The organism is Deltaproteobacteria bacterium, from assembly GCA_016210005.1.
Classification (GTDB): domain Bacteria; phylum Desulfobacterota; class Binatia; order HRBIN30; family JACQVA1; genus JACQVA1.
In genome coordinates this window covers 1-24,020 of the sequence record JACQVA010000132.1, presented here as the reverse complement: position 1 = coordinate 24,020, position 24,020 = coordinate 1, and the positions used below count along the sequence as shown (strand labels likewise).

Here is a 24,020-nt window from a genome sequence, read left to right as displayed (position 1 = left end):
GGTCTACTACGAAGCGCACGGCTGCGCAGAGACCGCAATCGTGCGGGAGAAGCAGCTGAAGAAGTGGCGCCGCGTCTGGAAGATCGAGCTGATCGAAGCTCAGAACCCGGACTGGCGAGACCTCTATGACGAGATCGTGTAGCGCTGGCGGGTCGTAGCGAGCCGGGGCCGTGGATTCCCGCTTTCGCGGGAATGACAAATTGCGTCCCCCGCAAAATCCCTATGCTGAGTGCCCGTATTAGCCGGTCGATAAGCGCTTGCGCGGCCAAACCAAGCCGGGTACTGAGCATCGGCATGACTGGTCCGACAATCTCCGGAACCGACATTACACTCGATGGTGTCGGGCAAGCGTTCCGCTAACAGCGGATGGGAAGAAGATGGCAGCTAAAGGAAAAGAAGGCGGCAGTGCCGCGATCGGACTCGTTTGCTCAGTTGACAACGGCCTTCCAATGGGTGACCCCGTTCCCCCCACGCCGGATGACGGAAAAACCCTTTTACGTTAGGCGGCAGCTCCATCGGTCTGTCCCCACTCAGGGTGCCGGCGCAGATACCCTTGTACCTTGCTGAGACCGTAATGCGCAAGGTACTTATCGACTTGCAACCGGTGGCGGGCCAGAAGGGGGACGTAATACTCCGTTGGGTATGCGACATCCTCCGGCCGGATGAGTCCGGTGTCGATGTAATGGTCGAGCATCGCGAGGAAGTAGAACCACGTATCGAAACAATCGCGAATGAATTCGACCACCGCTGTCGATTCCGTGCCGGGATCGAGTGCGGCACGTATGTCCGCCTGCGTGACTGTCAGTCTTACGTCTTCGCCCACGTTGAAGGTCCTCTGATCGGAATCGAGCATTTGCATCGCTGGCCAGGCACGCTCGTCGGTCTGCATTTCATCATTCAGCGCCTTCCCGGCCTCCGCCTGCTTCCAGCGAAGCTCAGCTTGACGCTGCTCCCGGCTTTGACGAAGCTCGGCGAGCACCTTCAGGGCGGTTACGAGGAACGTGGCTGTGGCGGCAAGCCAAGCCGCCACCTGGGCTGGGTGATCAGACATTCATCCCTCCACAGTAGTACGGCATGGGCGGCTTAGTTCAACGGTCCGCATCAGCCGCGGCGCACTCGATCGCTGCGGCGCCGACGGCTGCATGCGGAGGTGGTCACACTCGGCTTCTGCCATTGCATGAACAGGAAGTAAGGTATCCGCGCTAGTCTGGCGAGCCGGGCGGATTGCTGAACGTGTGCGGCCGTTGCCGTTGGCTCAACGAGGTTCCGCAACACGAACCCACGTCGCAACAAGGGGCGGGCAAAGTCTTCAAGCGGCCGATGCCGACGAAGAATCGGACGCCGGAATCGTGGCGTAACGAAGTCCTCCCACACGACACGGTCAAAGTATCGGTCCACGACGAAGTGACGAAGCTCACCGCGGTCCGTCTTCACCCACTCTGCCGTCGGAGCCGAGAAACTCGGGTGGCTGATGCTCATGAGAAGAGCGCCCCCAGGAACGAGGACCCGCCATGCTTCGTCGATTGCGCCGTCGTAGTCTTCCACATCCATGAGACTCATCGCCGCCAAGACCTGGTCGAAGCACTCGGCCTCGATGCCCTCCAGCCTGCTGGCGTTGGCGCAGATGTAGTTGACAGGGTGCTCTGGATCATCGGACCGTTGTCTCGCGGTTGACACGAGGCGCTCGCTCCCATCTACACCTACGACGATGGCACCCCGCTTGGCAAGCTCCCGGCTGTAGCCGCCCTCTCCGCAACCCAAGTCGAGGATCCGCTGCCCAGTGACCTCTCCGATCAACTCGAGTGTCAGCGGCATCAGAACGACGTTCCGATAGTCGTTGGTATCGGCGTGGGTGACCCAATCGTCGGCTACCGCATCCCATGAGCGGGTCGAGCTGTCATCAATCATTGGATTCAGGATCCACCTAACGTAAAAGGGTTTTCCCGTCATCCGGCGCGACGGGGCGTTGCGCGAGATGGTGTGGTGGTTGCCGCCGGATGGCGGAAAGGCCTGCCTGCGCCGCGGCTTCGGCAGGCAGGCCCCGTTGAATTGAACCGCTGATCACCGACGGTGCTCCCCACGTGTTATGGGGATTGTAGGGCGATTAGGGGTTCGATGGCAAGCGCGCGGGGTGCTCGAAGGCGGGGGCGACCGGGCGCAGGGAGGCGACATCGGAGCCACGGCGGGGGTAACGAACGACGCGAACGGCGGCGCCGACGCTGGCGTGAGGGGCACGGAGCGGCGCAGGGGCGCATGCGGGCGCTCCACGGCGCAACGGTCGCAGCGCGATCGCGAAAACGCAGGAAGTCGATGGGTCGGGACAGCCGCGGGTGATCATGACGAGTCGTGTACGGCCGCCAGACTCTGTGGACCATCACGGTAGGCAGGCGGGCTGCGCAGCAACGGAGGGTCTTGATAGCGGATAGCGATGGGGGTCTGGACTGACGACCGAGGGCTCGGAAGTTCCGGCAGCCCACTGAATCAACCTGTCTCGCTATCCAGACCTGACCCCAGCCACACCGCGTAGAGGCATGACCCCAGCCACCCCGCGTAGAGGCACGTCTGCGTCGATATCTGTCCGCGGTACCAGTGGTCCTGCTGGTGCTCCTGTCTCAGGTGGTCCACCAAACTCGCCAGCGACCCACATTCGGTTGAGGGAGGTGCGAAGTGCACGGACCCCCTCGGGAGACCTGGTGTGCGGTATTGGAGTTCTCCGGTGAGAAGCAGCGCAAGCCACCCCGCCATCATCTCACCGGGCATCTCGTAGTAGGCGGAGTCAGCAAGGGGAAAACGGCTCATAAGCTCCTCACATGTCTGGCTAACGGCTTGGCGATGAGCCGCGCGGTCTTTTCGCGTCGGTCTCGATCGCCGGGTTAGACGCCAAAGCTCGACCGACTAGACTAGCACGAGATGGAGCCATCGGGACCAACTTGAGAGAAGGATGATGCATAGAGGATCTCGAGGTTCGATCCGAATTCAGTCACCACTCCAGCAAGTCGCCATGATACTACGCCGTTCTGGACAACCGCGAAAAGGGGCGCGCCGCTCACGCCGCCCCACGGCTCGCCGACTGCGGGTGGCGGAAGGTCGGCCGTGGATACCCAATCTTCACGGCTGAACTGGACGCAGATATGATCCTCGTGAACGGTAGCCGCGACATCAAGGCCGCCGGCAAAGCCCCATTGGATGACAGCAGGCGTTTCAACCCGATGCCTACCTGGATATCCGCCGAAGAACACTCCCTTGCCTATTTCGGGAGGCTTTGGCGGCCATGCCCGAGGATTCACGTGAGGCACTCTTCCGATCTTGGTGAGAGTGTCGTCATCGATCCGCAGCGTAACGATGTCGGCATTGCGATCCTCCGCAATCAGGTTCCCGAGCAGGTCGAAGCCTACTCCACCGATCTCGCACAGCGTGCGCGGTTCCGCGCGAATCGCTCCACGGTATCCTTCCAGCACATGCCTAGCGGTGACGGCGAAGGGTCCAGCGCCCGCGTCAACAAAGAAGATGGTGCCGTTGTTCAGTACGGGGCCGCGCCGGTCGCCCGCTATGCTGAACCAGTAGATGGGGGCTGAGCAATTGAAGGTAGCATCGAGTAGAACCCGGGCGAAGCCGGCCCGGATTGCCCGAATCCCTTCCTCTTTCGACAGCGGTTCGACCATAGACAGCGGAAATTCGAGGTGCTCACCGCGCCGAAGTTGCCGCGCCCGCCTTCAGGTCGACCGTGATGCTCGCTGGTGCGAGTTCGTATCCAGCTCCGGTGGGTAGATCGACGATGACACCGATTCCCCAGAATAGCGGGTGTATCCACACGAGGTTCCGCCACCACGTCTCGCCCGCGATCGTGCTCTCGACGGGCACGGACACAGGCTTGTAGCCCGCCTGCGACACAACGACCGTGTATGGTGATTTGCGCCGTAGCGATACGTGCGCCGGTCCTGTGAACTTGCCTGCGGCGGGCTCAATCGTAACCGCAGCTCCGTCCGGTTCACTCCGAATCTGGATCACCTGCGACGGGCCTCGTCGCATGGTCATGCAACCGAAGGCCACCAGAGGCGCCAAGATGATCACTATCAGCTTCTTCAATTCCATCGCGTCTCACGAGAGCGTCTGTTTGGCGTCTAACGTAAAAGGGTTTTTCCGTCATCCGGCGCGACGGGGCGGTGCGCGAGATGGTGTGATGGTTGCCGCCGGATGGCGGAAAGGCCCCGTTGAACTGAACCGCTGATCACCGACGGTGCTCCCTGTGTTATGGGGATTGTAGGGCGATTAGGGGCTCCAGTGCAAGCGCGCGGGGTGCTCGAAGGCGGGGGCGATCGGGCGCAGCGAGGCGACGCCGGAGCCACGGCGGGGGTAACGAACGACGCGAACGGCGGCGGCGGCGGTGGCGTGAGGCGCGCGGGGCGGCGCAGGGGCGCACGCGGACGCACGACGGCGCAACGGTCGCGGCGCGATCGTGAAAACGCAGGAAGTCGGTGGGTCGGGACAGCCGCGGGTGATCATGACGTGTCGCGTGCGGCCGCCAGACTCTGTGGACCATCACGGCGGGCAGGCGGGCTGCGCAGCAACGGAGGGTCTTGATAGCGGATAGCGATGGGGGTCTGGACTGACGACCGAGGGCTCGGAAGTTCCGGCAGCCCACTGAATCAACCTGTCTCGCTATCCAGACCTGACCCAGCCACCTCCGGTCCCTCCAAACCGCTAAGAGTTAGCCCGTTCGCCGCTGCTTGCCTGTCGCAATCGGCTCGTGTCCGAGTCGCTCCGCGATCCAGATTGCTGCCAAGTGTCGCGGCTTGACTTGCTTCTGTCGCGCAAGACGCCGGAGCCGGTTGAGGGTCTGGGCATCGAGCGCGACCGTGAGGGTCTTGGGCGGTGGGCGTCGCAGACGGATCGGAACCGGCTTCCCTTCTTCGAAGAGCCGCGCGAACTGTTCGTCGGTGAATTCATCCCATTCCTGGGCCTCCTCTCGAAGAGTCCGTCGCTGTGCGGTTGTTAGCTTCTGCGCCACTGCTGATACCTCCGTCGAGTCTGCCGCTCCATGTCTCTCGCGGTCACTGCACGCCACACGCCGCGACCCGGGTACGGCGCGACGACGGCGAGCAGATAGCGACCTGCGCACGTCTGTCCAAATACGGTCCAGCGAAGCTCGCGGATTCCGCGGCGGCGACCGCGCACAATCCACGAAGGGTAGCAGTCTTCGTACACGATCTCCTCGACCTCGTCCGGCTCGATGCCGTGCCGCGCAATGTGTTCGATGTTGTCGTCATCCCACTCCGCCTGCAACTCCTGGAACCGCATGCCGGGAAACTATCACGGAGTCAGAGACCGGGCTAACGTCTTGGCGATGACCCGCCGGCAGATGGACGATGAGCGCAAACCGCGAAGCTCAAGCTCAAGCCGGTCGGCTCGAGCGCCGGGTTCGGCATCACTTCACGTGCCGCGCGGCGTCGAGGGCCAGGTACGTGATGAAGCCTACACCAGCCAGGAGAACAATTGCGACAATGATTTCCATGGCTACAGCTCCTCCAACTTTGCGATGGCAGACTTGATGCGGGTATGCAGCGAATAGCAGCCCCATGAAGCACATAGGAGCGCCACGATATCGCCGACGATCAGCGCCCATCCAGCAGATTGGAAGTTTCCAAGCAGCCACCCCATTAGGCTGATGTCCGTAACGATGACGATACCGAGCTAGAGCTTCAGGTAGGCGATCTCCTCCTTTGCCACGTCCAGCTTGGACATCCGTGCACCAGATCAACCATACCCCTCCCGTACGCGTTTCGCGAGCGCGCAGCAAGCCTAACGTAAAGGGTTTTTCCGTCATCCGGCGCGACGGGGCGGTGCGCGAGATGGGGTGGTGGTTGCCGCCGGATGGCGGAAAGGCCTGCCTGCGCCGCGGCTTCGGCAGGCAGGCCCCGTTGAACTGAACCGCTGATCACCGACGGTGCTTCCCACGTGTTATGGGGATCGTAGGGCGATTAGGGGGTTCGATGGCAAGCGCGCTGGGTGGTCGAAGTGTAAGGCCGGGCGATCGGGCGCAGAGATGCGACATCGGAGCCACACCGGGGGTGACGAACGACGCGAACGCAGGCGACGGCGCTGGCGTGAGGCTGCGCCGTGCTCTCGGGCAGCGACACGGAAGCGGCGGCCCCGAGCAACTCGCGCGCGAATCGCGGCGACAGTGCCGCACTGGCCAACCCGGTGACCTTTTGAGGGCGGCCGCCGGGAACAGAAACGGGCGCGGGTTCCGGCCCGGGCGGTGCTGGCGCCTCCGCTCCCATCTCCGCCGGCTGTCGCTTGCCGTGTCAGACGCGGGGGCGTTGCTCTTCTGGAACGTCTCGGCCGTCAGGTCGGCTTGGCTCCACTTCCCGCCGCTGCGTGACAATGCGAAGCCTTTGGAGTCTGCGGGGACCTTCACAGCATCTGAGACGGCGATAGCGTTCGCCGCTGATGGCCCTGCCCGGTGGCCTGCGGGGGCGAGCCATGATACCCGCCGCCGGCAGCGGGCGCTCAGCGCTGGCCGAGCAGCCGTAACAAGCCGTCTAGAATCGTCACCGGATGCGGCGGGCAGCCGGGAACGTAGAGATCGATGGGCAACACGCCCTCGGCACCGTTGTGCTGCTCGGGGTGGTCGCGAAACGGGCCGCCGCTGATGGCGCAGGCACCGACGGCAATGACGACCTTCGGCGCGGGCACGGCCTCGTAAGTCTTGTGCAATGCCAGCCGCATGTTTTCGGTGACCGGCCCGGTGATCAGCAACCCGTCGGCATGCCGGGGCGAAGCGACGAACTGGACACCGAAGCGGCCGAGGTCGAAAACCACCGTGTTGAGCACGTTCACCTCCGCCTCGCAGGCGTTGCAGCCGCCGGCGCTGACTTGGCGCAGCTTGAGCGAACGGCCCAACAGCCGCCGCAGCTCTTCGCCTAGGGCCTGCGCCAAGTCGAAAGTCGGCCCCGCGAGCTGCAACGCCACCCGCGTTCGAGTCGCCAGGCGATACTCGCCGGTGAACTGAATCGCGCCCTCGGGGCAGACGCTCGCACACTCGGCACAAAACAGGCACCGCCCGAGATCGAGCTGCAAGCCGCCAGCGACTGTGAGCGCCTGCGTCGGGCAGGCCGCGGCACACTCGCGGCAACCGTCACGGCACTTCGCCGGCACCAACGCCGGCCGGCCGCGAAAGCGATCCACCAACTCCGGCTCCGCCGCCGGGAAAGCTATCGTGCGATGGCCTTGCTGCAGACGGGCGCGCAGCGTCTTCAGCATACGAGCACCCGAAGGCCGACTGCGGTGAACGGATTGCCCGCAGCCGCCGGCGAGGCCGGGCGAACTAACTGCTGGTTACAGATCATGGCCGCAATACGACAGGTTGAAGCTCTTGTTGCAGAGCGGAAAGTCCGAGATCTGCTGCTGGCGCAGCGCCAGCGCCAGCCCGGCCCAGTTGTGAAAAGAGGGGTCGACCACCTTGTAGCGCGCCAAACGCCCGTTGTCATCGGTAATGGCGACGTGGCAAATCTCACCGCGCCAGCCTTCGAGCAGCGACACCACGAGCTGATTCGCGGCCAGCGCGCCGAGCGGAGCGCGGATGAGGCCGTCGGGAAGCGTGGCGAGCTGCTCGCGGATGAAGGCCACCGAGCGTTGCATCTCGAGCCAGCGCACGTAGGCGCGCGCCAGCACGTCGCCGCTCTGCCACGTCGAGATTGGAATCTGCGCGAAGCGGAAGATGCCGGCGGGGAACTCATGGCGCACGTCGCGCTCGAGGCCGCCGGCACGCGCCGCCACCCCGACCAGCCCGAGCGCCTCGCACTCGGCGCGCGCCACCACCCCAGTGCCCTCGAAACGCGCCTGCACCGAGGGCGTCTCCCACAACAGATTGACCGCCACCGTCGCGTCGGCCAGCGCTTGCTCCAGGCGCTCCAACAGCTGCACCACCCGCCCGGCTTCGACATCGAACCCCGCGCCGCCCGGCCGCACCAATCCCCGCCCGAAGCGGTTGCCGCAGACCAACGCGGTCAGGTTGAGGAAGTCGCCGCGGATGCGGCCGCAATACGCCGCCGGGGGCAAGTGGCCGACGTCGCCAGCCAGCGCGCCGAGATCACCGGCATGATTAGCGAGCCGTTCGAGTTCGAGGGCCACGCCCCGCAACACCTGCGCGCGGGCGGAGACCGCGCACTGCGCCAGCGCTTCGAGCGCTTCGCAGTACGCGGTGGCGTGCCCGACCGAGGTGTCGCCGGCGAGCACCTCCAGGTGCTGCATGGTGCGCAAGTGCGGGCCCCCCACCAACGCGCGCTCGACGCCGCGGTGCTGATAGCCGAGCGCTATCTCCAGGTGGAAGACCTGCTCGCCGTGACATTGAAAGCGGAAGTGGCCGGGCTCGATGACCCCAGCGTGCACCGGTCCGACGGCGACCTCGTGGACTTCCGCGCCCTCCATCCGGAAGAAGTCAGTCACGCTCGGTGAGATATGCTCGTCCCCGGCACGCCCCCAGGCGTCGTGCCCGGGCCGATAGGAGGCATGGAAGCGGAGCGGCTTTAGCCACGGATGGCCGTGCGGCCGCACGCCCCATTGCTCGGCGATCTCGCGCTCGAACCCGTGTGCTTGCGGGCAATCGGGCGTCAGCGCCTGAAAGCTGTCGCCGACCTCGGTGGTGGCAGCGGCCAGCGTGCCGGTGCGGCCGCGCGCCAGCACCGCGATCAGCCGCACGCCGGCTCCGCTCGGCTGTCCGAACAGCGCCGCCAGCCGCGCACCCGCCGCCACCTCGGCAATGACCGCGTCGCGGAACTCGGCCGCGTTCAGCCGCGGCACCTGATCGAGGGCGACGGCCTTGCCGTTGAAAATCGCGGGCAAAGACGGGCGTGGCATGACAACTCACCCGAGCGCGCGCGCCGCCTGCTCGATCGCGGCCCGCATGAAGCCCGGAACGTAGAGGCCGAGAATGATCACCAGCAGTGCCAGCGCCGCCGGCGGCGCGACCGCCAGCAGCGGCTCCGGCGCCGCCGCACCGCCCGGCTCCGCTGCTTCCGGCGCCCCCTGCGCCATGCGCAACATCACCGTCATCATGCCCAGGAAGACCACCGCTAGCAGCGCCAGATATGCCAGCGCCACCAGGTTGCGCCCGTGGTCCAGTGCGGCTTTCAAAATGGTGAACTCACTCAGAAACGGCCCGAACGGCGGCGAGCCGGTGATGGCGAACAACCCCATCACCCACAGCCCACCCGATGCCGGCAGCACCCGGAGCACGCCGCGCACCTGCGTCGTCGCCTTGGTCCGATAGGCCGCCAGGATGTTGCCGGCCAGCAGGAACAGCATGCCCTTGGTGAGCGAATGGTTGACCGCATGGAGCAGCGCGCCGAAGGTGGCCGCCCCGCCCAGTCCGACACCGAGGGCGAGAATGCCCATGTGCTCGACGCTGGAATACGCCAGCATCCGCTTGTAGTCGGCCTGCTCGATGATGAAGACGGCGGCCACCGTCATCGACAACAGGCCGAAGCCGACCAGCAGCTCCTGGCCGAACGCCGCCTGACCCGCGGCGGCGCAGACTTGCTGCACTCGCAGGATGCCGAGAAAGGCGCAGTTCAGCAGCGCCCCCGACAACAGCGCCGAGGCCAGCGAGGGCGCCTCGCTGTGGGCATCGGGTAACCACGTGTGCAGCGGTGCCAGACCCATCTTGGTGCCGTAGCCGACCAGCAGCAACAGCAAGGCCGCCTTGAGCCACGGCAGGTGCAGCCGCGGGGCCTCGCGCATCAAGTCGTCGAGCACCAACGGCACCGGCGTCCCGCCCGGATTGGAGGCCGCCACCGCAAGGAAGAAGTTGCCGAGCAGCGCCAGCGCAATGCCCACCGAGCAAATCAGCAGGTACTTCCAAGTGGCTTCGAGCGAACGGTGGTGGCGGTGGAAGTAGATCAGCGGCGCGCTCGCCAAGGTGGTGGCTTCGATTGCCACCCAGAGCAAGCCGAACCGGTGGCTGGTGGTGACCAGCGTCATCGCCGCCAGAAACAGCAGCAAACAGGCAGTGAACACGGCCTCCGGAGCGTTGTCGAACAGTAGCCCTTCTTCGAAGTCACGCTGGGCCCCACGGCTCTCGCGGCTGAGGTAGCCGGCGGCATAGAGCGCCGCGGCCAGGAACAGCACGGTGGTGATCGAAAGGAAGAGCCGGCCGGCGGCGTCGAGCTGCAACCAGCCGCCGAGCGCGGCCGCCGGTTGGTGAAACCATGCCGCCGCCGTCAGCCCGGTGTGCAGCGCGGCCACCAACAGCAGCAAGACGCGGCGGGCGGCGTCGGCGCGCACGAAGTAGGCGGCGATACCGGCGAGCGCCGGCACCAGGAGCAGGGCGGCGATCATGAGGTCCAGTCGTGCAGAGCCGCCAGCTGATCGGCATCAATGTGGTCGAACTCGCGGTTGATGTGGAAGATGGCGATGCCCATCACGAACACCGCGACGAAGACGTCGAGCAGGATCCCCAGCTCCACCACCATCGGCGTGCCTTCCACCAGGCCGACGCCGAAGGCGTAGACGCCGTTCTCGAGCACCAAGTATCCCAGCACCTGGGTCAGGGCCGTGCGCCGGCTGACGATCAGAAGCAGGCCGGCCAGCGTGGTGAACAGCGCCACCGGTACCACCAGCGCCGAGATCGGCGGCGTCGGCAGCGGCAACCGCGCGCTCAGCCACAATGACACCGGCAGTGCCATGGTGCCGGCCAACAGCGACAGGTTGTAGCTCACGAACGGCTCGACCTCGCGGCGGACGTCGGCTTGACGCAGCACCCGCGACAGCAGCCAGGGGAAGCCGGCGCCCTTCAACGCCGCGATCGCCACCGCCAGGCCGAGCGTGCGCCACGAGAACTCGTGCTGATGCGCCGCCAGTGTCAGCAACCCGAGCACGACGCCCTGAAACGCCACAATCCGAATGCAGCGCACCAGCCGGCTGGAGCCCAGCAACAACACGCCACTGAGCGCCAGCAGCACCAACAGGGTATCGCTCCACATGGCAGTCAGCGCCAGCTCAATACCAAGGCTAGGGTCGACAGCACGCCGGCTCCGAGCAGCAGCTGCGGCACCCGCACCAGGCGCAAGCGCGCCATCGACGACTCGATGATGCCGGTGAGCACCGCCAGCGCCAGCATACCGCCGAGCGCGGCCGCACCGTCGAGCCACGGTGACCCGCTGCGCACCGGCACCACCAGCCCGACCAGCAGGGCGCCGAGCAGCCACAGCTTGAGGGCGCCGCCGTAAAGAATGAAAGCGAGGTCGGGCCCGCCGTGATCCAACACCATGACTTCGTGAATCATGGTTAATTCCAGATGCGTGGTGGGGTCGTCGACCGGAATCCGGGCGTTCTCCGCCAGGAACACCACCAGCAGCGCTGCCGCCAGCAACGCCAGTGGCGCGGCCGCTTGCGCCCACGCCAAGGGAGCGACCGTGGCATACATCGCCGAAAGCGACAAGCGGCCGCTCTGGTGCGCCAGCGCCGCCAGGCCGAGCAGCAACGCCGGCTCGGCCAGCGCGGAGAAGGTAAGCTCGCGGCTCGCGCCCATGCCTTCAAAGCTCGAGCCGGTGTCGAGCGCCGCCAGCACGGTGAAGTAGCGCGCTAGGCCCAAGAGATACGCGAACAGCAGCAGATCACCGGGAAATGCCACCACCGCCGCCACGCCGCCGAGCGGCACCAGCGTGATCGCCACCAGCATCGCCGCCAGCCCGACGATCGGCCCGGCACGAAACAGCCACGTGGTCGTACGGCTGTAGACCGCCGCCTTTCGCAGCAGCTTCACCATGTCGAAATACGGCTGCAGCAGCGGCTGGCCGGTGCGGCCCGCGATCAACGCTTTGGTGCGATTGATGATGCCGAGCAGCAACGGCGCACCCAGCAGCGCGAGCACGGTATGGATTACGGCCGCCATCGATTTACGCCGTCCCCAATCCGGCCGGCGGCAAGCCGGTGCCAGCTGTGCGGCCTGCGCACCGCTGTCGCCTTGGTTCTCATCCCAGCTTCCACACCAACAGCACCAGCAGCGTCAGTGCCACGTACAACACGTACAAGTGCACTTGGCCGTGCTGGAGCCAACGCAGGGCCGCCAGGGCGCTGCCGATGCCGGTGAATACCGGGGCGAAGAGCCGCCGTTCGGCGACGTCCGGCGTGTTGGTGGCCAAAGCCGCCGCCGCCGGGAAGAGCCCTTGCGGTCGCAGCAGCCGGCGCTGGGTCTGCAGCAATCCCGCGAACAAGTCGGTCAACGGCTGCGCGAAGGATGAAGCGGTGTACTGCATGCGTGGCGACGGCTGCGCGTAACCGCAGTCCCACGTGATCGACTCCGTCACCGAGCGCGCCGATAACAGACGGTGACGAAAGGCGGTTAGCAGCCCCACCATGCCCAGCAACGCCAACCCGCCGCCGGCACCGAACCAAAGCACCCCGGCGGCGTGCGCCAGCTGGATCTGAATCACGCCCGCCGGCAGGCGCGACACCGCCGCCAGCAGCGGACCGAGGTGCGGCAGCAGCAACGGGGCAAGCAATCCGATCGCTAGGCAGATGCCGGCCAGAGCGTACATCGGCAGGCGCATAACCAGCGCCGGCTCATGCGCGTGCGCTGCCCCCGGGCTGCGCGCACTGCCGAGAAAGGCGATGCCGAAGGCTTTGGCGAAGGCCGCCGCAGCCAACCCGCCGATCAGCGCCAGCGCGGTAATCACCGCCAGCAACGGCAATGCCGCCAGCCCATCGCCAGCCGCAACCACGCCCGAGTACCCGGCCAGATAGAGCAGCAGCTCGCTGGCGAATCCGTTCAGCGGCGGCAGCCCGGCGATCGCAACCGCGCCGGCGAGAAACGCTAGGCCGGTTCCCGGCATGCGCTTGAGCAGTCCGCCGAGTTGGTCGAGGTCGCGGCTGCCGGCGGCGTGCGCCACCGCCCCGGCACCGAGAAAAAGCAGGCCTTTGAAGGCCGCGTGGTTCCAGACGTGCAGCAGCGCACCGGCAAACCCCAACACCGCCAGCACCGGCGCGCCGCTGCTCACTCCCAGTACTCCCACCCCGAGCCCCAAGGTGATGATGCCGATGTTCTCCACGCTGCTGTAAGCCAGCAGGCGCTTGAGATCATGTTGCGCGATGGCGAACAGCACGCCGCCGATCCCGGAAGTGATCCCGATCACCACCAGCGCCCAGCCCCACCACGGCGGCGGCGGCCCGAGCAACGTCAAGCAGCGCAGCAAGCCGTAAATACCGGTCTTGATCATCACTCCCGACATCAACGCCGAAACGTGGCTGGGCGCCGCCGGATGCGCGTGCGGCAGCCAGACGTGCAGCGGAACGAAGCCGGCTTTGGCCCCGAAGCCGGCCAGCGCCAGCACAAACAGCACTCCCGGCGCCGCCGCCGCGGTGGTGAAATGATCGAAGTCGAGCACGGCGTTGCCGTGCCCGAGCAAGACGAACAGCGCCAGCAGGAAAGCGGTGCCGAGATGCGTGGCCACCAGATATCTCCAGCCCGCGTCGCGGGCGCTCTCCCGCTCATCTTCGCGAAAAACCACCAGGAAGAACGACGCCAGCGCCATGGCCTCCCAGGCCATGAGGAAGAGCACGCCGTTGCGGGCGAGCACGACCAGCGCCATGCTCGCCACCAGCAGGTTGAAGAAGAACCACGTCACCCCAAGGGCCTTCTTGTCACCGTAGGCTTGCAGGTATCCGGCGCCGTACACCGCGGCGAGCGCAGACAAGACCAGAATCGGGATCACAAAGAACGCCGAGAGGGCGTCGAGCTCGACGAAGAAGGCGCCGTAGGGCACGCTCCACGCCAGCCGCAGGCGCTCATTCGGCGCCCCCAGCAGCACGCGCATCGCCGGCACCAGGCCGAGCGCGGCGGCCACCACGACACCGCCGCTGCCCAGTCCGCTGCACCAGCGCGCCCATCGCTGGCACGACAAGGCCGCCACCGCGCTCACAACCAGCAGCCCGATGGCTAACAGCAACAGCTCCATCGCAGCGCAACCTCTCACGCCCGTGCGCCCGGCCGCCGTGCCCGCCGCGCACAACCGCTACACCGGCTCATCTGCTCGAACATCTTGGCGAACATCTTGGCCTCTGCCTTGGCGCGATCGCTCGGCAAATCACTACGGCTTGGGCGCAAGCCCGGCCGATTCCAGCGCGGCCTCGACCCGGCGGGCCTGGGTGACGATCTCGTCCCGGGAAGCTTGCCGGAGGATGGCCTCCTTGAACCCGGCGTCGTTGAGCGCGAACGACAAGCGCGACAGCAAGCGCAGGTGCGCGCGCACGGTCGGGCTGATGAGCGAGAACAGCGCGAACACCGGCTTACCGTCGAGGGCGCCGAACTCCACCGGCCGCTCTAGGAAACAGAGCGCGATCATCGGCCGCAACACGTGCAGCACGATCGGATTGCGCACGTGCGGAATGGCAATGCCGTCACCGATGCCGGTGGATTGCAACGCCTCGCGCGCCAACAGCACGCGCAGCAGGAACTCCCGATCGACCTCTTCGGGCAAGCGCATGTGCTCGACCACCGCCCGCAGCACCGACTCCTTATCGCCGCCGTCGACGCGGTAAAATATCCCGCCGGCCTGCAGCGCCTCGACCAAGCCCGGCAGCGGCGTGGCGTGGCTTTCCGGCTCCGCGAACAGATCCGGGGAGACGTTCATCTTGCGCGAGGTTGCCCATTCGAGCAGCTCGGCGCGGTTGAAGCGATACTGGTCATTGACCCGGTAGGCGGGCAGAATCCCCTGACTGATCCAGCGATAGATGGTTTTCTCGGAGACCTTCAGCAGGCCGGAGACATCACGGACAGTCAGTTGCATTTATCCCCAGCTACGGTCGCCGCCGCTGGATACTGGACATCCATGGACATGTCAACGTAGGCGTGACAACCCTGATCCGAGGCCAAGAGCAAGCTGCGCGCAACGATCTCCGAAGACCGGCCGCGGGCTGGGGAGCTGGGCTGCCCTCAGCCAGCTGGGGTATAGCGCGGCGGCAGCAGGTCGGGGTGAGGGCACGCCGTCTCCAGGTGGGCACCGTTCGTCGAAAGCGCCGGATTAGGTCACGCTCTACCGGGGTGGACTTCGGTGGGCGAGCCATAATACGCTGCGCGCACCACAAGTCGCCAAGATGTCGGAACCTGCTCACATCCGAGCCTTTGTCGCGGTCGATTTAGTGCCCCAAGTTCGCTTGGGGCTGGTGCAGCTTAAGGCCGAGCTGGCGCGTACCCGCGCCGACGTGCGCTGGGTGCGCGACGACGGGCTACACGCGACGCTGAAGTTTCTCGGTGCGGTGGCGGCCGAGCGCCTCGAGGCGGTGGGCGAGGCGGTTGCTCAGGTCGCTGCGGCGGTACCGGAGTTTGCCGCCCACGTTCGCGGCCTCGGGGCGTTTCCATCGCTCAAGCGCCCGCGCGTGTGCTGGGTGGGGATCGAGGCCGCGCAGTTGGCGGTGCTCGCCCGCGCGGTCGAGAACGCACTGGTGCCGCTCGGCTTCGCCGCCGAGGCTCGGCCCTTTCACGCCCACGTGACCCTTGGCCGCATCAACAGCCCCCGCGGCTGGCCCGCGCTGGAAGAGATGTTGAAACAACACTGGAACGACGACTTCGGTGTCAGCCCGGTTGACTGCATCACGGTTTACCGCAGCGACTTACGAGCCGGTGGCGCGGTCTATACCGCACTATGGACAAGACGACTCGCTGCCAGTACAAGAGGAGCAGATCATGGCATTGGATAGCCCCCGCGAACGAGACCCCAACCGTGAACGCGCGCTCGATTTGGCCGTCAGCCAGATCGAGAAGCAGTTCGGCAAAGGCGCGATCATGAAGCTCGGCGCCGAGGCCCTGGCGCGCGACATCCCGGTGGTGTCCACCGGCTCGCTCGGGTTGGACCTGGCGCTGGGCGTCGGCGGCTTGCCGCGCGGCCGCGTAGTTGAGATCTACGGCCCGGAATCGTCGGGCAAGACCACGCTGGCCCTGCAGGTGATCGCGCAAGCCCAGCGCGACGGCGGTATCTGCGCTTTCATCGACGCCGAGCATGCCCTCGATGTAGTCTACGCCAAGAAGCTGGGCGTCAAGACCGAGGACTTGCTCATCTCTCAGCCCGATCACGGCGAGCAGGCACTCGAAATCGCCGAAACCCTGGTGCGCAGCGGCGCCATTGACGTGCTGGTGGTCGACTCGGTGGCCGCGCTGGTGCCGCGCGCCGAGATTGAAGGCGAGATGGGCGACCCGCAGATGGGCTTGCAGGCGCGGCTGATGTCGCAGGCGCTGCGCAAGCTCACCTCCAGCATCTCGCGCTCGCGCACGATCGTGGTCTTCATCAACCAGATTCGCATGAAGATCGGCGTCATGTTCGGCAACCCGGAGACCACCACCGGGGGCAACGCGCTCAAGTTTTACGCCTCGTGCCGGCTCGACATCCGCCGCATCGGCGCGATCAAGCAGGGCGACGAAGTCATCGGCAGCCGCACCAAAGTACGGGTGGTCAAAAACAAGGTGGCGCCGCCGTTCAAGGAAGCCGAGTTCGACATCATGTACGGCACCGGCATCTCGCGCGAAGGCGAGTTGGTGGATCTCGGCGCCGAGTACGGCGTCATCGAAAAGAGCGGCGCTTGGTACGCCTTCGACGGCGATCGCATCGGCCAGGGCCGCGAGAACACCAAAGAGTTCCTGCGCGATCATGCCGACATGGCGCGCGCCATCGAGCAGAAGGTGCGCGCCCATTTCGGGCTCGCCGCCCCGGGCGCGGAAGCCGCGCGCCCGGACGGGCCGGCGGCCGAAAAGCCCGAAGCCAAGCGCGGAGCTAAGGCCAGCTGAGCGCCAGCTCATTATGGAACTGAATCAGGTCTTGCAGCTGGCGGTGCAACAGGATGCCTCCGACGTCCTGTTGAAGGTCGGCGCGCCGCCGGCGTTCCGGCTGCACGGCGACATGGTGCCACTGGCCGGGGCCGAGCCGCTCACGCACCAGCAAATGCAGAATATCGCCGACAAGTTGCTCGATGACTTCCGCCGCCGCCGCTTCGAAAGCGACATGCAGGCCGACTTGGCATACGAAACCCCCGAGCTCGGGCGCTTCCGCGTCAACATCTTCCGCCAGCGCGGCGTACTCAGCATGGTGATCCGCGTCATCCCCTCGCGCATCCGCAGCGTGGCGGAGCTGAACCTGCCACCGGTGGTGGAGAAGATCGCGGTGGAACGGCGCGGGCTGGTGCTGGTTACCGGAACCACCGGCAGCGGCAAGAGCACCACCTTGGCGGCGATCATCAACCACATAAATCAGTCGCGGCCCTGCCACATCATCACCATCGAGGACCCGATCGAGTACACTCACCGCGACTGCGTGGCCTTCATCAATCAGCGCGAGATCGGGTACGACGCGCTCGACTTCGCCTCGGCGCTCAAAGCCGCCTTGCGCCAGAACCCGGACGTGATCCTGGTCGGCGAGATGCGTGATCTGGAAACCATCGAGACCGCGATCATGGCGGCCGAGACCGGCCACCTGGTGATGAGCACCTTGCACACCCTCGATGCCCCCGAGACCATCACGCGTACCATCAGCGCCTTCCCCGAGCACCAGCGCGACCAAGCCCGGCTGATTCTGTCGAGCGTGATCAAGGGCGTCATCAGCCAGCGCTTGATCCCGCGGGCGGACGGCCAGGGCATGGTGCCGGCAGTCGAGGTAATGGTATCGAGCGCGCGCGTGCGCGAGTACGTGGCGGATAAGACCAAGGCGCGCGATCTGCGCGAGGTCATTGCCCAAGGCCACACCTCGTACGGGATGCAAACGTTCGACCAGTCGCTGATGGCGCTTTATCGCAGCGGCCTGATCACTTACGACGAGGCCTTGCAGCACGCCAGCAATCCGGCCGACTTCGCCCTCAAGGTGCGCGGCATCGCCTCCACCAGCGACAGCCGCTGGGACAACTTCGAGCGCCCCTTCGAGCAGCCCGAGCCCAGCGGTAAGCAGAAGCTGGAGATCGAGCGCTTCTGAGCGCGCCGGCCGCGGCCGCGAGCCGCCCTCCCGCTTTCGCCCCGTCGATATCCGTGCCATTCCCTGCTAGAGATTTGCCATGACCGGCGCCGAAATCCGCAGCGCTTTCCTCGCCTTCTTCCGCCAACGCGGCCATGAAGTGGTACGCAGCTCTTCGCTCATCCCGGATCAGGACCCGACCCTGCTGTTCACCAATGCCGGCATGGTACAGTTCAAGGAAGTGTTCCTCGGCAACGAAACCCGTGCCGTATTGCGCGCGGCCAGCGCCCAGCGCTGCTTGCGCTTGAGCGGCAAACACAACGACCTCGACGAGGTCGGCCGCGACACCTATCACCACACCCTATTCGAGATGCTGGGCAACTGGTCATTCGGCGACTACTACAAGCGCGAAGCCATCGCCTGGGCGTGGGAGCTGCTCACCAGCGAGTGGCAGCTGCCGAAGGATCGGCTGTGGGCAACGGTCTTCACCACCGACGACGAGGCCGAGCGCTGGTGGCGCAGCGAAACCGATATCGCGCCCGCGCACATCGTCCGCTTCGGCGAGAAGGATAATTTCTGGGAGATGGGCGAGACCGGGCCGTGCGGGCCGTGCTCCGAAATCCATCTCGATCGCGGCGCGGCGGCGTGCGACCGCCAACACGTCGCCGGCCATCGCTGCAACGTCAACGCCGGCTGCGCCCGCTACATCGAGCTGTGGAATCTCGTTTTCATCCAGTACAACCGTACGGCCGACGGGGTGCTGGAGGAACTGCGCGCCAAGCATGTCGATACCGGCATGGGCCTGGAGCGCATCGCGGCCGTGCTGCAAGGTGTGCTGTCGAACTATGACACCGACTTGCTGCGCAACCTGATCCGCTTCACCGAAGAACACGCCAAACGCCAGTACGGCCGCGACCAGGCCGATGATCTGGCCTTTCGCGTAATCGCCGACCACTCGCGCGCGCTCAGCTTCATGATCGCCGACGGGGTAGTCCCGAGCAACGAGGGCCGGGGCTACGTGCTGCGCCGCATCTTGCGCCGGGCCGCCCGCCACGCCCGCCACCTCGGCTTCAACCAGCCGTTCTTGTGGCAAGCCGCCACCGCCGTTGCCGCCACCATGGGAGCGGCCTATCCCGAGCTGATCGAGCGCCAAAGCTACATCGAGGAGGTCATTCGCACCGAAGAAGAGCGCTTTGCCGAGACGTTGGACAAGGGCATGACGCTGCTCGAGGGCGAGCGCACCGCACTGCGCCAGCGGCGGGCCACCACGCTACCTGGCGATATCGCTTTTCGCCTCTACGACACTTATGGCTTCCCGCTCGACATGACCGAAGACATCCTGCGCGAGGACGGCCTGGGGGTTGACCGCGAAGGTTTCGAGGCGGCCATGGACGAGCAGCGCCGGCGCGGGCGCGAGGCCCGCAAAGCCGGCGCCGAAGTCATGCTGTCGCACGGTGCCTTTGTCAGCCGCTTCGCCGGTGACCGCGTTTTTGACCTCGACTCGGAGATCCTGGCTCTCTATCGCGACAGCGAAGAACACGCTGAAGTCCGCGAGGGCGAGTCCGTGCAAGTGGTGACCGCCGAGACGCCCTTCTATGGAGAGTCGGGCGGACAAGTGGGCGACCGCGGCACCATCGCCACTGCCGACGGCGCCTTGATCGAGGTAACCGATACCCACAAGCCGCGCGCCGATCTGACGGTGCACGCCGGCACCGTGCGCCGGGGCTTAGTGCGCCGGGGCCAGCGCGTGCAGCTGCTCGTTGACCGCGACTGGCGCGAGGCGGTGCGGCTCAATCATTCCGCCACCCACATCGTGCACGCCGTGTTGCGCGCGCGCCTGGGCACCCACGTGCGTCAGGCCGGCTCGCTGGTGGCGCCCGAGCGGCTGCGCTTCGACTTCACCCACCCCAGCGCGATCGACGACCAAACGCTAATCGCGATCGAAGAGCAGACCAACGCCCACATCCGCGAGAACGCCGCCGTCGTGTGCGAGGAGATGGCTTACGACGAGGCCATCAAGAAAGGGGCGTTGGCGTTCTTCGGCGACAAGTACGGCGAGCGCGTGCGGGTGGTGAAGATGGGTGAGTTCTCCACCGAGCTGTGCGGCGGTACGCACGTGCAGCGCACCGGCGACATCGGCATCTTCAAGCTGCGCAGCGAGGCCGGCGTGGCCGCCGGGGTGCGCCGCCTCGAAGGCATGACCGGCAGCGGCGCCCTCGCCGCCATCCGCGAGCGCGAGCTGACCCTGCGCCAGCTCGGCGAGCTGGTGAAGGGCAACGAGAGCGAGGTGGCGGAAAAGGTCGAGCGGCTGCTGGCTCAGCAACGCGAGTTGGAGCGCCAGCTGCACCAGTTGCGCTCCCAGCTGGCCTCCTCGCAAAGCGCCGACTTGCTCAGCCAGGCGTTCACGGGCCGCGCCGGCTTTAGAGTGCTCGCCGCCCAGATTGATGGCGTCGATCCGGCGCGCTTGCTCGAAATGGCCGATGCGCTGCGCCAGCGCCTGGGCAGCGGCGTCGTGGTCCTCGCCAGCGGGCTCGGCGACCGCGTCAGCCTGCTGGCCGCGGTGACGAAGGACCTGACCGCGCAAGTTCACGCCGGTAAACTCATCGGCCAGATCGCGCCGATTGTCGGCGGCCGGGGCGGCGGCCGCCCGGAGCTGGCGCAGGCCGGGGGTAAAGACGCCAGCAAGATCGCCGATGCCCTGAAGGCGGCACGCGCCTTCTTCGAGTAACCAGGAGTAAGCACCGCGTTGGCAACCACCGCGATCACGCCGGCCCTCGAACTTCGCTTCCACGACGCCCAGCTGTTTCACGCGCTGCTCGGCCACAACGACGAGCACCTCAAGGTGATCGAGCGCACCCTCGGTGTCCGTATCGGCACCGCCGGGCATACGCTCGCCATCAGCGGCGACAGCGTCGCGTGCGAGCTGGCCGGACGCATTCTCACCCAGCTCTACGGCGTGCTCGAACAAGGCTACCCCGTCTACCCCAGCGACATTGATTACGCCATCCGCATCCTCAGCCGCGACCGCACCGCCAAGCTCAAGGATATCTTCCTCGACGCCGTCTACGTCTCCGCCCACAAGCGGGTCATCACCCCCAAGAGCGTTGCCCAGAAGGCCTACATCGAAGCCATCCGCAATTTCGATATCGTCTTCGGCATCGGTCCGGCCGGCACCGGCAAGACCTACCTGGCCATGGCCATGGCGGTCGGCGGCTTGATGAAGAACAACTTCGCCCGCATGGTACTGACCCGGCCGGCGGTCGAGGCCGGCGAGAAGCTCGGTTTTCTGCCGGGCGACCTGGCTGAAAAGGTCAACCCGTACCTGCGTCCGCTCTATGACGCCCTGCACGACATGGTCGATTTCGACCGAGCGCAAAAGATGCTCGAGCGCGGCGTGATCGAGGTGGCGCCGCTGGCCTTCATGCGCGGCCGCACCCTTAATGACTCCTTCGTCATCCTCGACGAGGCGCAGAACACCACCTCGGAACAGATGAAGATGTTCCTCACCCGCTTGGGCTACGGCTCGAAGGCCGTGATCACCGGCGACGTGACGCAAATCGATCTGCCGTCGGGCAAAGCCTCGGGGTTGAAGGAAGCGCAGGCCATCCTGGCCGGCATCGAAGATATCCGTTTTTGCTACTTCACTGAACGAGATGTCGTCCGTCACCGACTGGTGCAGAATATCATCACCGCTTACGACCACGCCGAGAGCGAGCGTGAGCGACAACGCGCCTTGAACGGCGCGGCCGTGCCCGCGCCGAAAGAACCCGCGTGACGGCCATGCCCGTCACGGTCCTCTGGCGCCAGCGTGTACGCGGCCTCTCCGCCGCCACGCTACGCCGTCAGGCGCAGCAGTTGCTCCGATTGTTGCGAGAACCCGCCGCGGAACTCACCGTCGCACTCGTCCACGACAAAGAGATGCAGCGGCTCAACGCATTGTACCGCAGTCGGAATCGTCCGACCGATGTGCTGGCATTCGCGATGCGCGAAGGGGTGCGTGCCGCCGGCGACGAGTGCCTTCTGGGCGACGTGGTCATTTCACTGGAGACCGCTGCACGCCAAGCACAGCAACGTAAAGTGGCGCTGGCTGACGAGGTCACGACCTTGCTGATTCACGGCCTGCTCCATCTGCTCGGCTACGACCACGAGCGTTCTGCCGCCGAAGCCCGCCGCATGCGCAGCCGCGAACGGCAACTCAAAACCGCCCTGGCGCAAGCGAGCGATTCGCGCGGAGGATAGTACCTTCGCAAAAGTAGAATGCCCCGGGTGGGATTCGGGCACTAAAACAATACGAATGGCTCACGGGCAGTTGGAAAGCCGGCCTGGCCTGGCACTTGCTGGCAAACGCAGGATCATGACCAACAAATCGGCTGTAATGACCAGGCCTAGGCCACAAGATTCAGTGGAAATGTTCCTGCCCGACGTGCTGCTGCCGCAACAGATTCTCGAACTGCGCAATGGCGGGCACGCAACCGGCGAGCGCCATCTGCTGATTGCGGTGCTTGAGGACGCGATCCATTGTTTCCAGAAGTTCATGTTTCCCAAGAACGCACAGCAACGGCGCCTCTTCCGCGAGGCCGAGCAGTGGCTGATGAGCGAAGAGCTGGACACGCCGCTGACGTTCAACAGCATTTGCCACGTTATCGGGCTCGATCCGAGTTATTTGCGGCGCGGGCTGCACAAGTGGCAGGAGCAGCGACTCGCCCAGCAATGGCGGCCGCGCGCCAGCGCGGGGGCAATCCAGCTTCGCGCCGCTAAGACTTTGTCACGAGAACCTGCGCGGGTACGCAAGTAACCGCCCCTCGCCAACCGTTTACGGGGCGCACGCGGTGCGCCCCGACGATGGACCCCGTGATCGGCCTCGCCATGCGCTTGGGCTCATCTCGAGCCTTCATTCGGGAGAGCAATGCGTCCGCCTCTGACAACGTGTGTCCCCTCGTCTCGGTGGCACTGGCGCCCCCGCCGCTGGCCCGGTCCTCCCGCCTGCGTCCTCAGCACCCAAGCCCAAGCTGCTCGATCAAGTCCGCGACGCCATTCTAACGCCGCACCACAGCCGGCGGACTGAGGACGCGGACGTCGGCTGGGTCAAGCGTTTCATCTTCTTCCACGGCAAGCGACACCCGGCGGAGATGGAAGCGGAGGCGGTCATCCGCTTCCTGTCATCCCTCGCGGTTAGAGCCGGTGCAGCTGAGAATTGCGAGGCGGTTCATGACGCGAAAAACCCCTAGCACGCGGCGGTGCCGGGTTGGATGGTGAGGAGCGGTGATGGTGGCGAATGATGGCGGCTGCGTGGTCGAAGGCTCTCTTTGCGTCTTTCAACCGGCTGACTACCTCAACTCCGCCTGGCGCTGGGATAGCGCGTAGGCTGTGCCGGCAGAAACACCGACCGCGATGACGGAGTACACGATGCCGAAGACGATGTACCCGGCGCCCGGCGGCCGCGCATTGGTCAGGTTGAACAGCACGAGGTTCAGCACGACGTATGCGGCGTAGCCCCACCCCATCGCGACGGCATAGCGCTGCATGCGCCAGATACCGGCGGCGTAGATGAGCAGGTACAGCCCGAACACCGGCCCGATGATCGTGTTCGCGGTACCGGACAAGCGGTGTCCGAGGAGGACGAATCCCGTCTGCTCGCCGCCGAATCGGAACGGCTTCAAGAAGTTTGACAGCGCCAGAAGACCAAACAGCACTGCACAGGTACTCAGTAACCGACCACGACTCGCCTCAGCCATCGCGATACCTCCTCTCGGGGAACTCCTCAATACCGCAGTGTGCCCGCGACACCAAACGCTCGTCGGGCTCGACTCGGCAAGGGGTGTGCGACAAATCTGTGGGTAACGTGCAGCCAACCGGGCAAATCCGCACCAGTCTGACAGTACTGTGTACTGTCAGGCCGAGACCCATGGCCGAAAGGGACGCAATTTGTCATTTGCTGGCCAGGATGTGGGAACTTGCGGCGGCGATCTGCTCTTTCCGAGGACTTTCGGAAGATCGCCGCCGACGCGGACCGCCGCTTCGGCCGCGGGTATCGTTGCGCCGCGGGCGGCCGCGGAAGGGCGAGAAGGTCGTTGGCACGGTGGCGAAGAG

Annotated in this window: 22 protein-coding genes; 9 read left to right on the top strand and 13 right to left on the bottom strand. The window is 65.7% G+C overall.

Annotation, left to right across the window (positions count from 1 at the left end; all coding sequences use genetic code 11):
* Positions 1 to 142, top strand: a 142-nt coding sequence (locus HY699_12510; GenBank protein ID MBI4516625.1) for a GIY-YIG nuclease family protein, incomplete at its 5' end; no start/stop codon positions are given.
* Positions 143 to 499: 357 nt separating this feature from the next.
* Here the strand turns inward: HY699_12510 and HY699_12505 are convergent.
* The 12 genes from HY699_12505 to HY699_12450 all read right to left on the bottom strand — a co-directional run bounded on the left by HY699_12505 (position 500) and on the right by HY699_12450 (position 14,786).
* On the bottom strand, positions 500 to 1,051 hold the full coding sequence (locus tag HY699_12505; GenBank protein MBI4516624.1) for a hypothetical protein: 552 nt from the start codon (positions 1,049 to 1,051) through the stop codon (positions 500 to 502).
* Between the two features lie 50 nt (positions 1,052 to 1,101).
* Positions 1,102 to 1,908 carry a class I SAM-dependent methyltransferase gene (locus HY699_12500; protein ID MBI4516623.1) on the bottom strand — a complete coding sequence of 269 codons (807 nt, stop codon included), beginning with the start codon at positions 1,906 to 1,908 and terminating at the stop codon, positions 1,102 to 1,104.
* Positions 1,909 to 2,900: 992 nt separating this feature from the next.
* Positions 2,901 to 3,662, bottom strand: a complete 762-nt coding sequence (locus HY699_12495; GenBank protein ID MBI4516622.1) for a hypothetical protein — start codon at positions 3,660 to 3,662, stop codon at positions 2,901 to 2,903.
* 22 nt (positions 3,663 to 3,684) lie between these two features.
* Positions 3,685 to 4,092: a PEGA domain-containing protein gene (locus HY699_12490; GenBank protein ID MBI4516621.1), complete on the bottom strand. Its 408-nt coding sequence runs from the start codon at positions 4,090 to 4,092 to the stop codon at positions 3,685 to 3,687.
* 900 nt (positions 4,093 to 4,992) lie between these two features.
* Entirely contained in the window at positions 4,993 to 5,298 is a 306-nt protein-coding gene (locus HY699_12485; protein ID MBI4516620.1) for a BrnT family toxin, read from the bottom strand.
* A gap of 1,212 nt (positions 5,299 to 6,510) precedes the next feature.
* On the bottom strand, positions 6,511 to 7,263 hold the full coding sequence (locus HY699_12480) for a 4Fe-4S binding protein (GenBank protein MBI4516619.1): 753 nt from the start codon (positions 7,261 to 7,263) through the stop codon (positions 6,511 to 6,513).
* Between the two features lie 75 nt (positions 7,264 to 7,338).
* A complete protein-coding gene (locus tag HY699_12475) occupies positions 7,339 to 8,859 on the bottom strand; it encodes a hydrogenase (protein MBI4516618.1) in 1,521 nt (506 codons plus the stop codon).
* Positions 8,860 to 8,865: 6 nt separating this feature from the next.
* Positions 8,866 to 10,338, bottom strand: coding sequence for an NADH dehydrogenase FAD-containing subunit (locus tag HY699_12470; protein MBI4516617.1), 1,473 nt, complete (start codon positions 10,336 to 10,338; stop codon positions 8,866 to 8,868).
* Complete coding sequence (locus HY699_12465) at positions 10,335 to 10,982, bottom strand: hydrogenase (protein MBI4516616.1); 648 nt, start codon at positions 10,980 to 10,982, stop codon at positions 10,335 to 10,337. Before HY699_12465 ends, HY699_12470 begins: the two co-directional genes overlap by 4 nt.
* 5 nt (positions 10,983 to 10,987) lie before the next feature.
* Positions 10,988 to 11,893: an NADH-quinone oxidoreductase subunit H gene (locus tag HY699_12460; protein MBI4516615.1), complete on the bottom strand. Its 906-nt coding sequence runs from the start codon at positions 11,891 to 11,893 to the stop codon at positions 10,988 to 10,990.
* Positions 11,894 to 11,972: 79 nt separating this feature from the next.
* Positions 11,973 to 13,955, bottom strand: a complete 1,983-nt coding sequence (locus HY699_12455; protein ID MBI4516614.1) for a hypothetical protein — start codon at positions 13,953 to 13,955, stop codon at positions 11,973 to 11,975.
* 132 nt (positions 13,956 to 14,087) lie between these two features.
* Positions 14,088 to 14,786, bottom strand: coding sequence for a PTS sugar transporter subunit IIA (locus HY699_12450; protein ID MBI4516613.1), 699 nt, complete (start codon positions 14,784 to 14,786; stop codon positions 14,088 to 14,090).
* 307 nt (positions 14,787 to 15,093) lie between these two features.
* Here HY699_12450 and thpR point away from each other — a divergent pair, with 307 nt between their 5' ends.
* The 8 genes from thpR to HY699_12410 all read left to right on the top strand — a co-directional run bounded on the left by thpR (position 15,094) and on the right by HY699_12410 (position 23,158).
* Positions 15,094 to 15,696, top strand: a complete 603-nt coding sequence (thpR, locus tag HY699_12445; protein MBI4516612.1) for an RNA 2',3'-cyclic phosphodiesterase — start codon at positions 15,094 to 15,096, stop codon at positions 15,694 to 15,696.
* Positions 15,683 to 16,777 carry a recombinase RecA gene (gene recA, locus HY699_12440; GenBank protein ID MBI4516611.1) on the top strand — a complete coding sequence of 365 codons (1,095 nt, stop codon included), beginning with the start codon at positions 15,683 to 15,685 and terminating at the stop codon, positions 16,775 to 16,777. The genes thpR and recA overlap by 14 nt, the downstream gene beginning before the upstream one ends.
* A gap of 13 nt (positions 16,778 to 16,790) precedes the next feature.
* Positions 16,791 to 17,951 carry a type IV pilus twitching motility protein PilT gene (locus HY699_12435; protein MBI4516610.1) on the top strand — a complete coding sequence of 387 codons (1,161 nt, stop codon included), beginning with the start codon at positions 16,791 to 16,793 and terminating at the stop codon, positions 17,949 to 17,951.
* A 79-nt stretch (positions 17,952 to 18,030) separates the two neighbouring features.
* A complete protein-coding gene (gene alaS / locus HY699_12430; protein MBI4516609.1) occupies positions 18,031 to 20,658 on the top strand; it encodes an alanine--tRNA ligase in 2,628 nt (875 codons plus the stop codon).
* A gap of 18 nt (positions 20,659 to 20,676) precedes the next feature.
* Entirely contained in the window at positions 20,677 to 21,705 is a 1,029-nt protein-coding gene (locus tag HY699_12425) for a PhoH family protein (GenBank protein ID MBI4516608.1), read from the top strand.
* A complete protein-coding gene (gene ybeY / locus HY699_12420) occupies positions 21,702 to 22,169 on the top strand; it encodes an rRNA maturation RNase YbeY (protein MBI4516607.1) in 468 nt (155 codons plus the stop codon). Before HY699_12425 ends, ybeY begins: the two co-directional genes overlap by 4 nt.
* Positions 22,170 to 22,224: 55 nt before the next feature.
* Positions 22,225 to 22,725: a hypothetical protein gene (locus tag HY699_12415; protein MBI4516606.1), complete on the top strand. Its 501-nt coding sequence runs from the start codon at positions 22,225 to 22,227 to the stop codon at positions 22,723 to 22,725.
* 133 nt (positions 22,726 to 22,858) lie between these two features.
* The gene (locus HY699_12410; GenBank protein MBI4516605.1) at positions 22,859 to 23,158 is read left to right on the top strand and encodes a phage integrase N-terminal SAM-like domain-containing protein; all 300 of its coding nucleotides are present in this window, start codon (positions 22,859 to 22,861) and stop codon (positions 23,156 to 23,158) included.
* A gap of 99 nt (positions 23,159 to 23,257) precedes the next feature.
* Here the strand turns inward: HY699_12410 and HY699_12405 are convergent, their stop codons facing one another.
* Positions 23,258 to 23,665 (bottom strand): hypothetical protein, encoded by a 408-nt coding sequence (locus tag HY699_12405; GenBank protein MBI4516604.1) that lies wholly within the window; start codon positions 23,663 to 23,665, stop codon positions 23,258 to 23,260.
* Positions 23,666 to 24,020 lie beyond the last annotated feature (355 nt).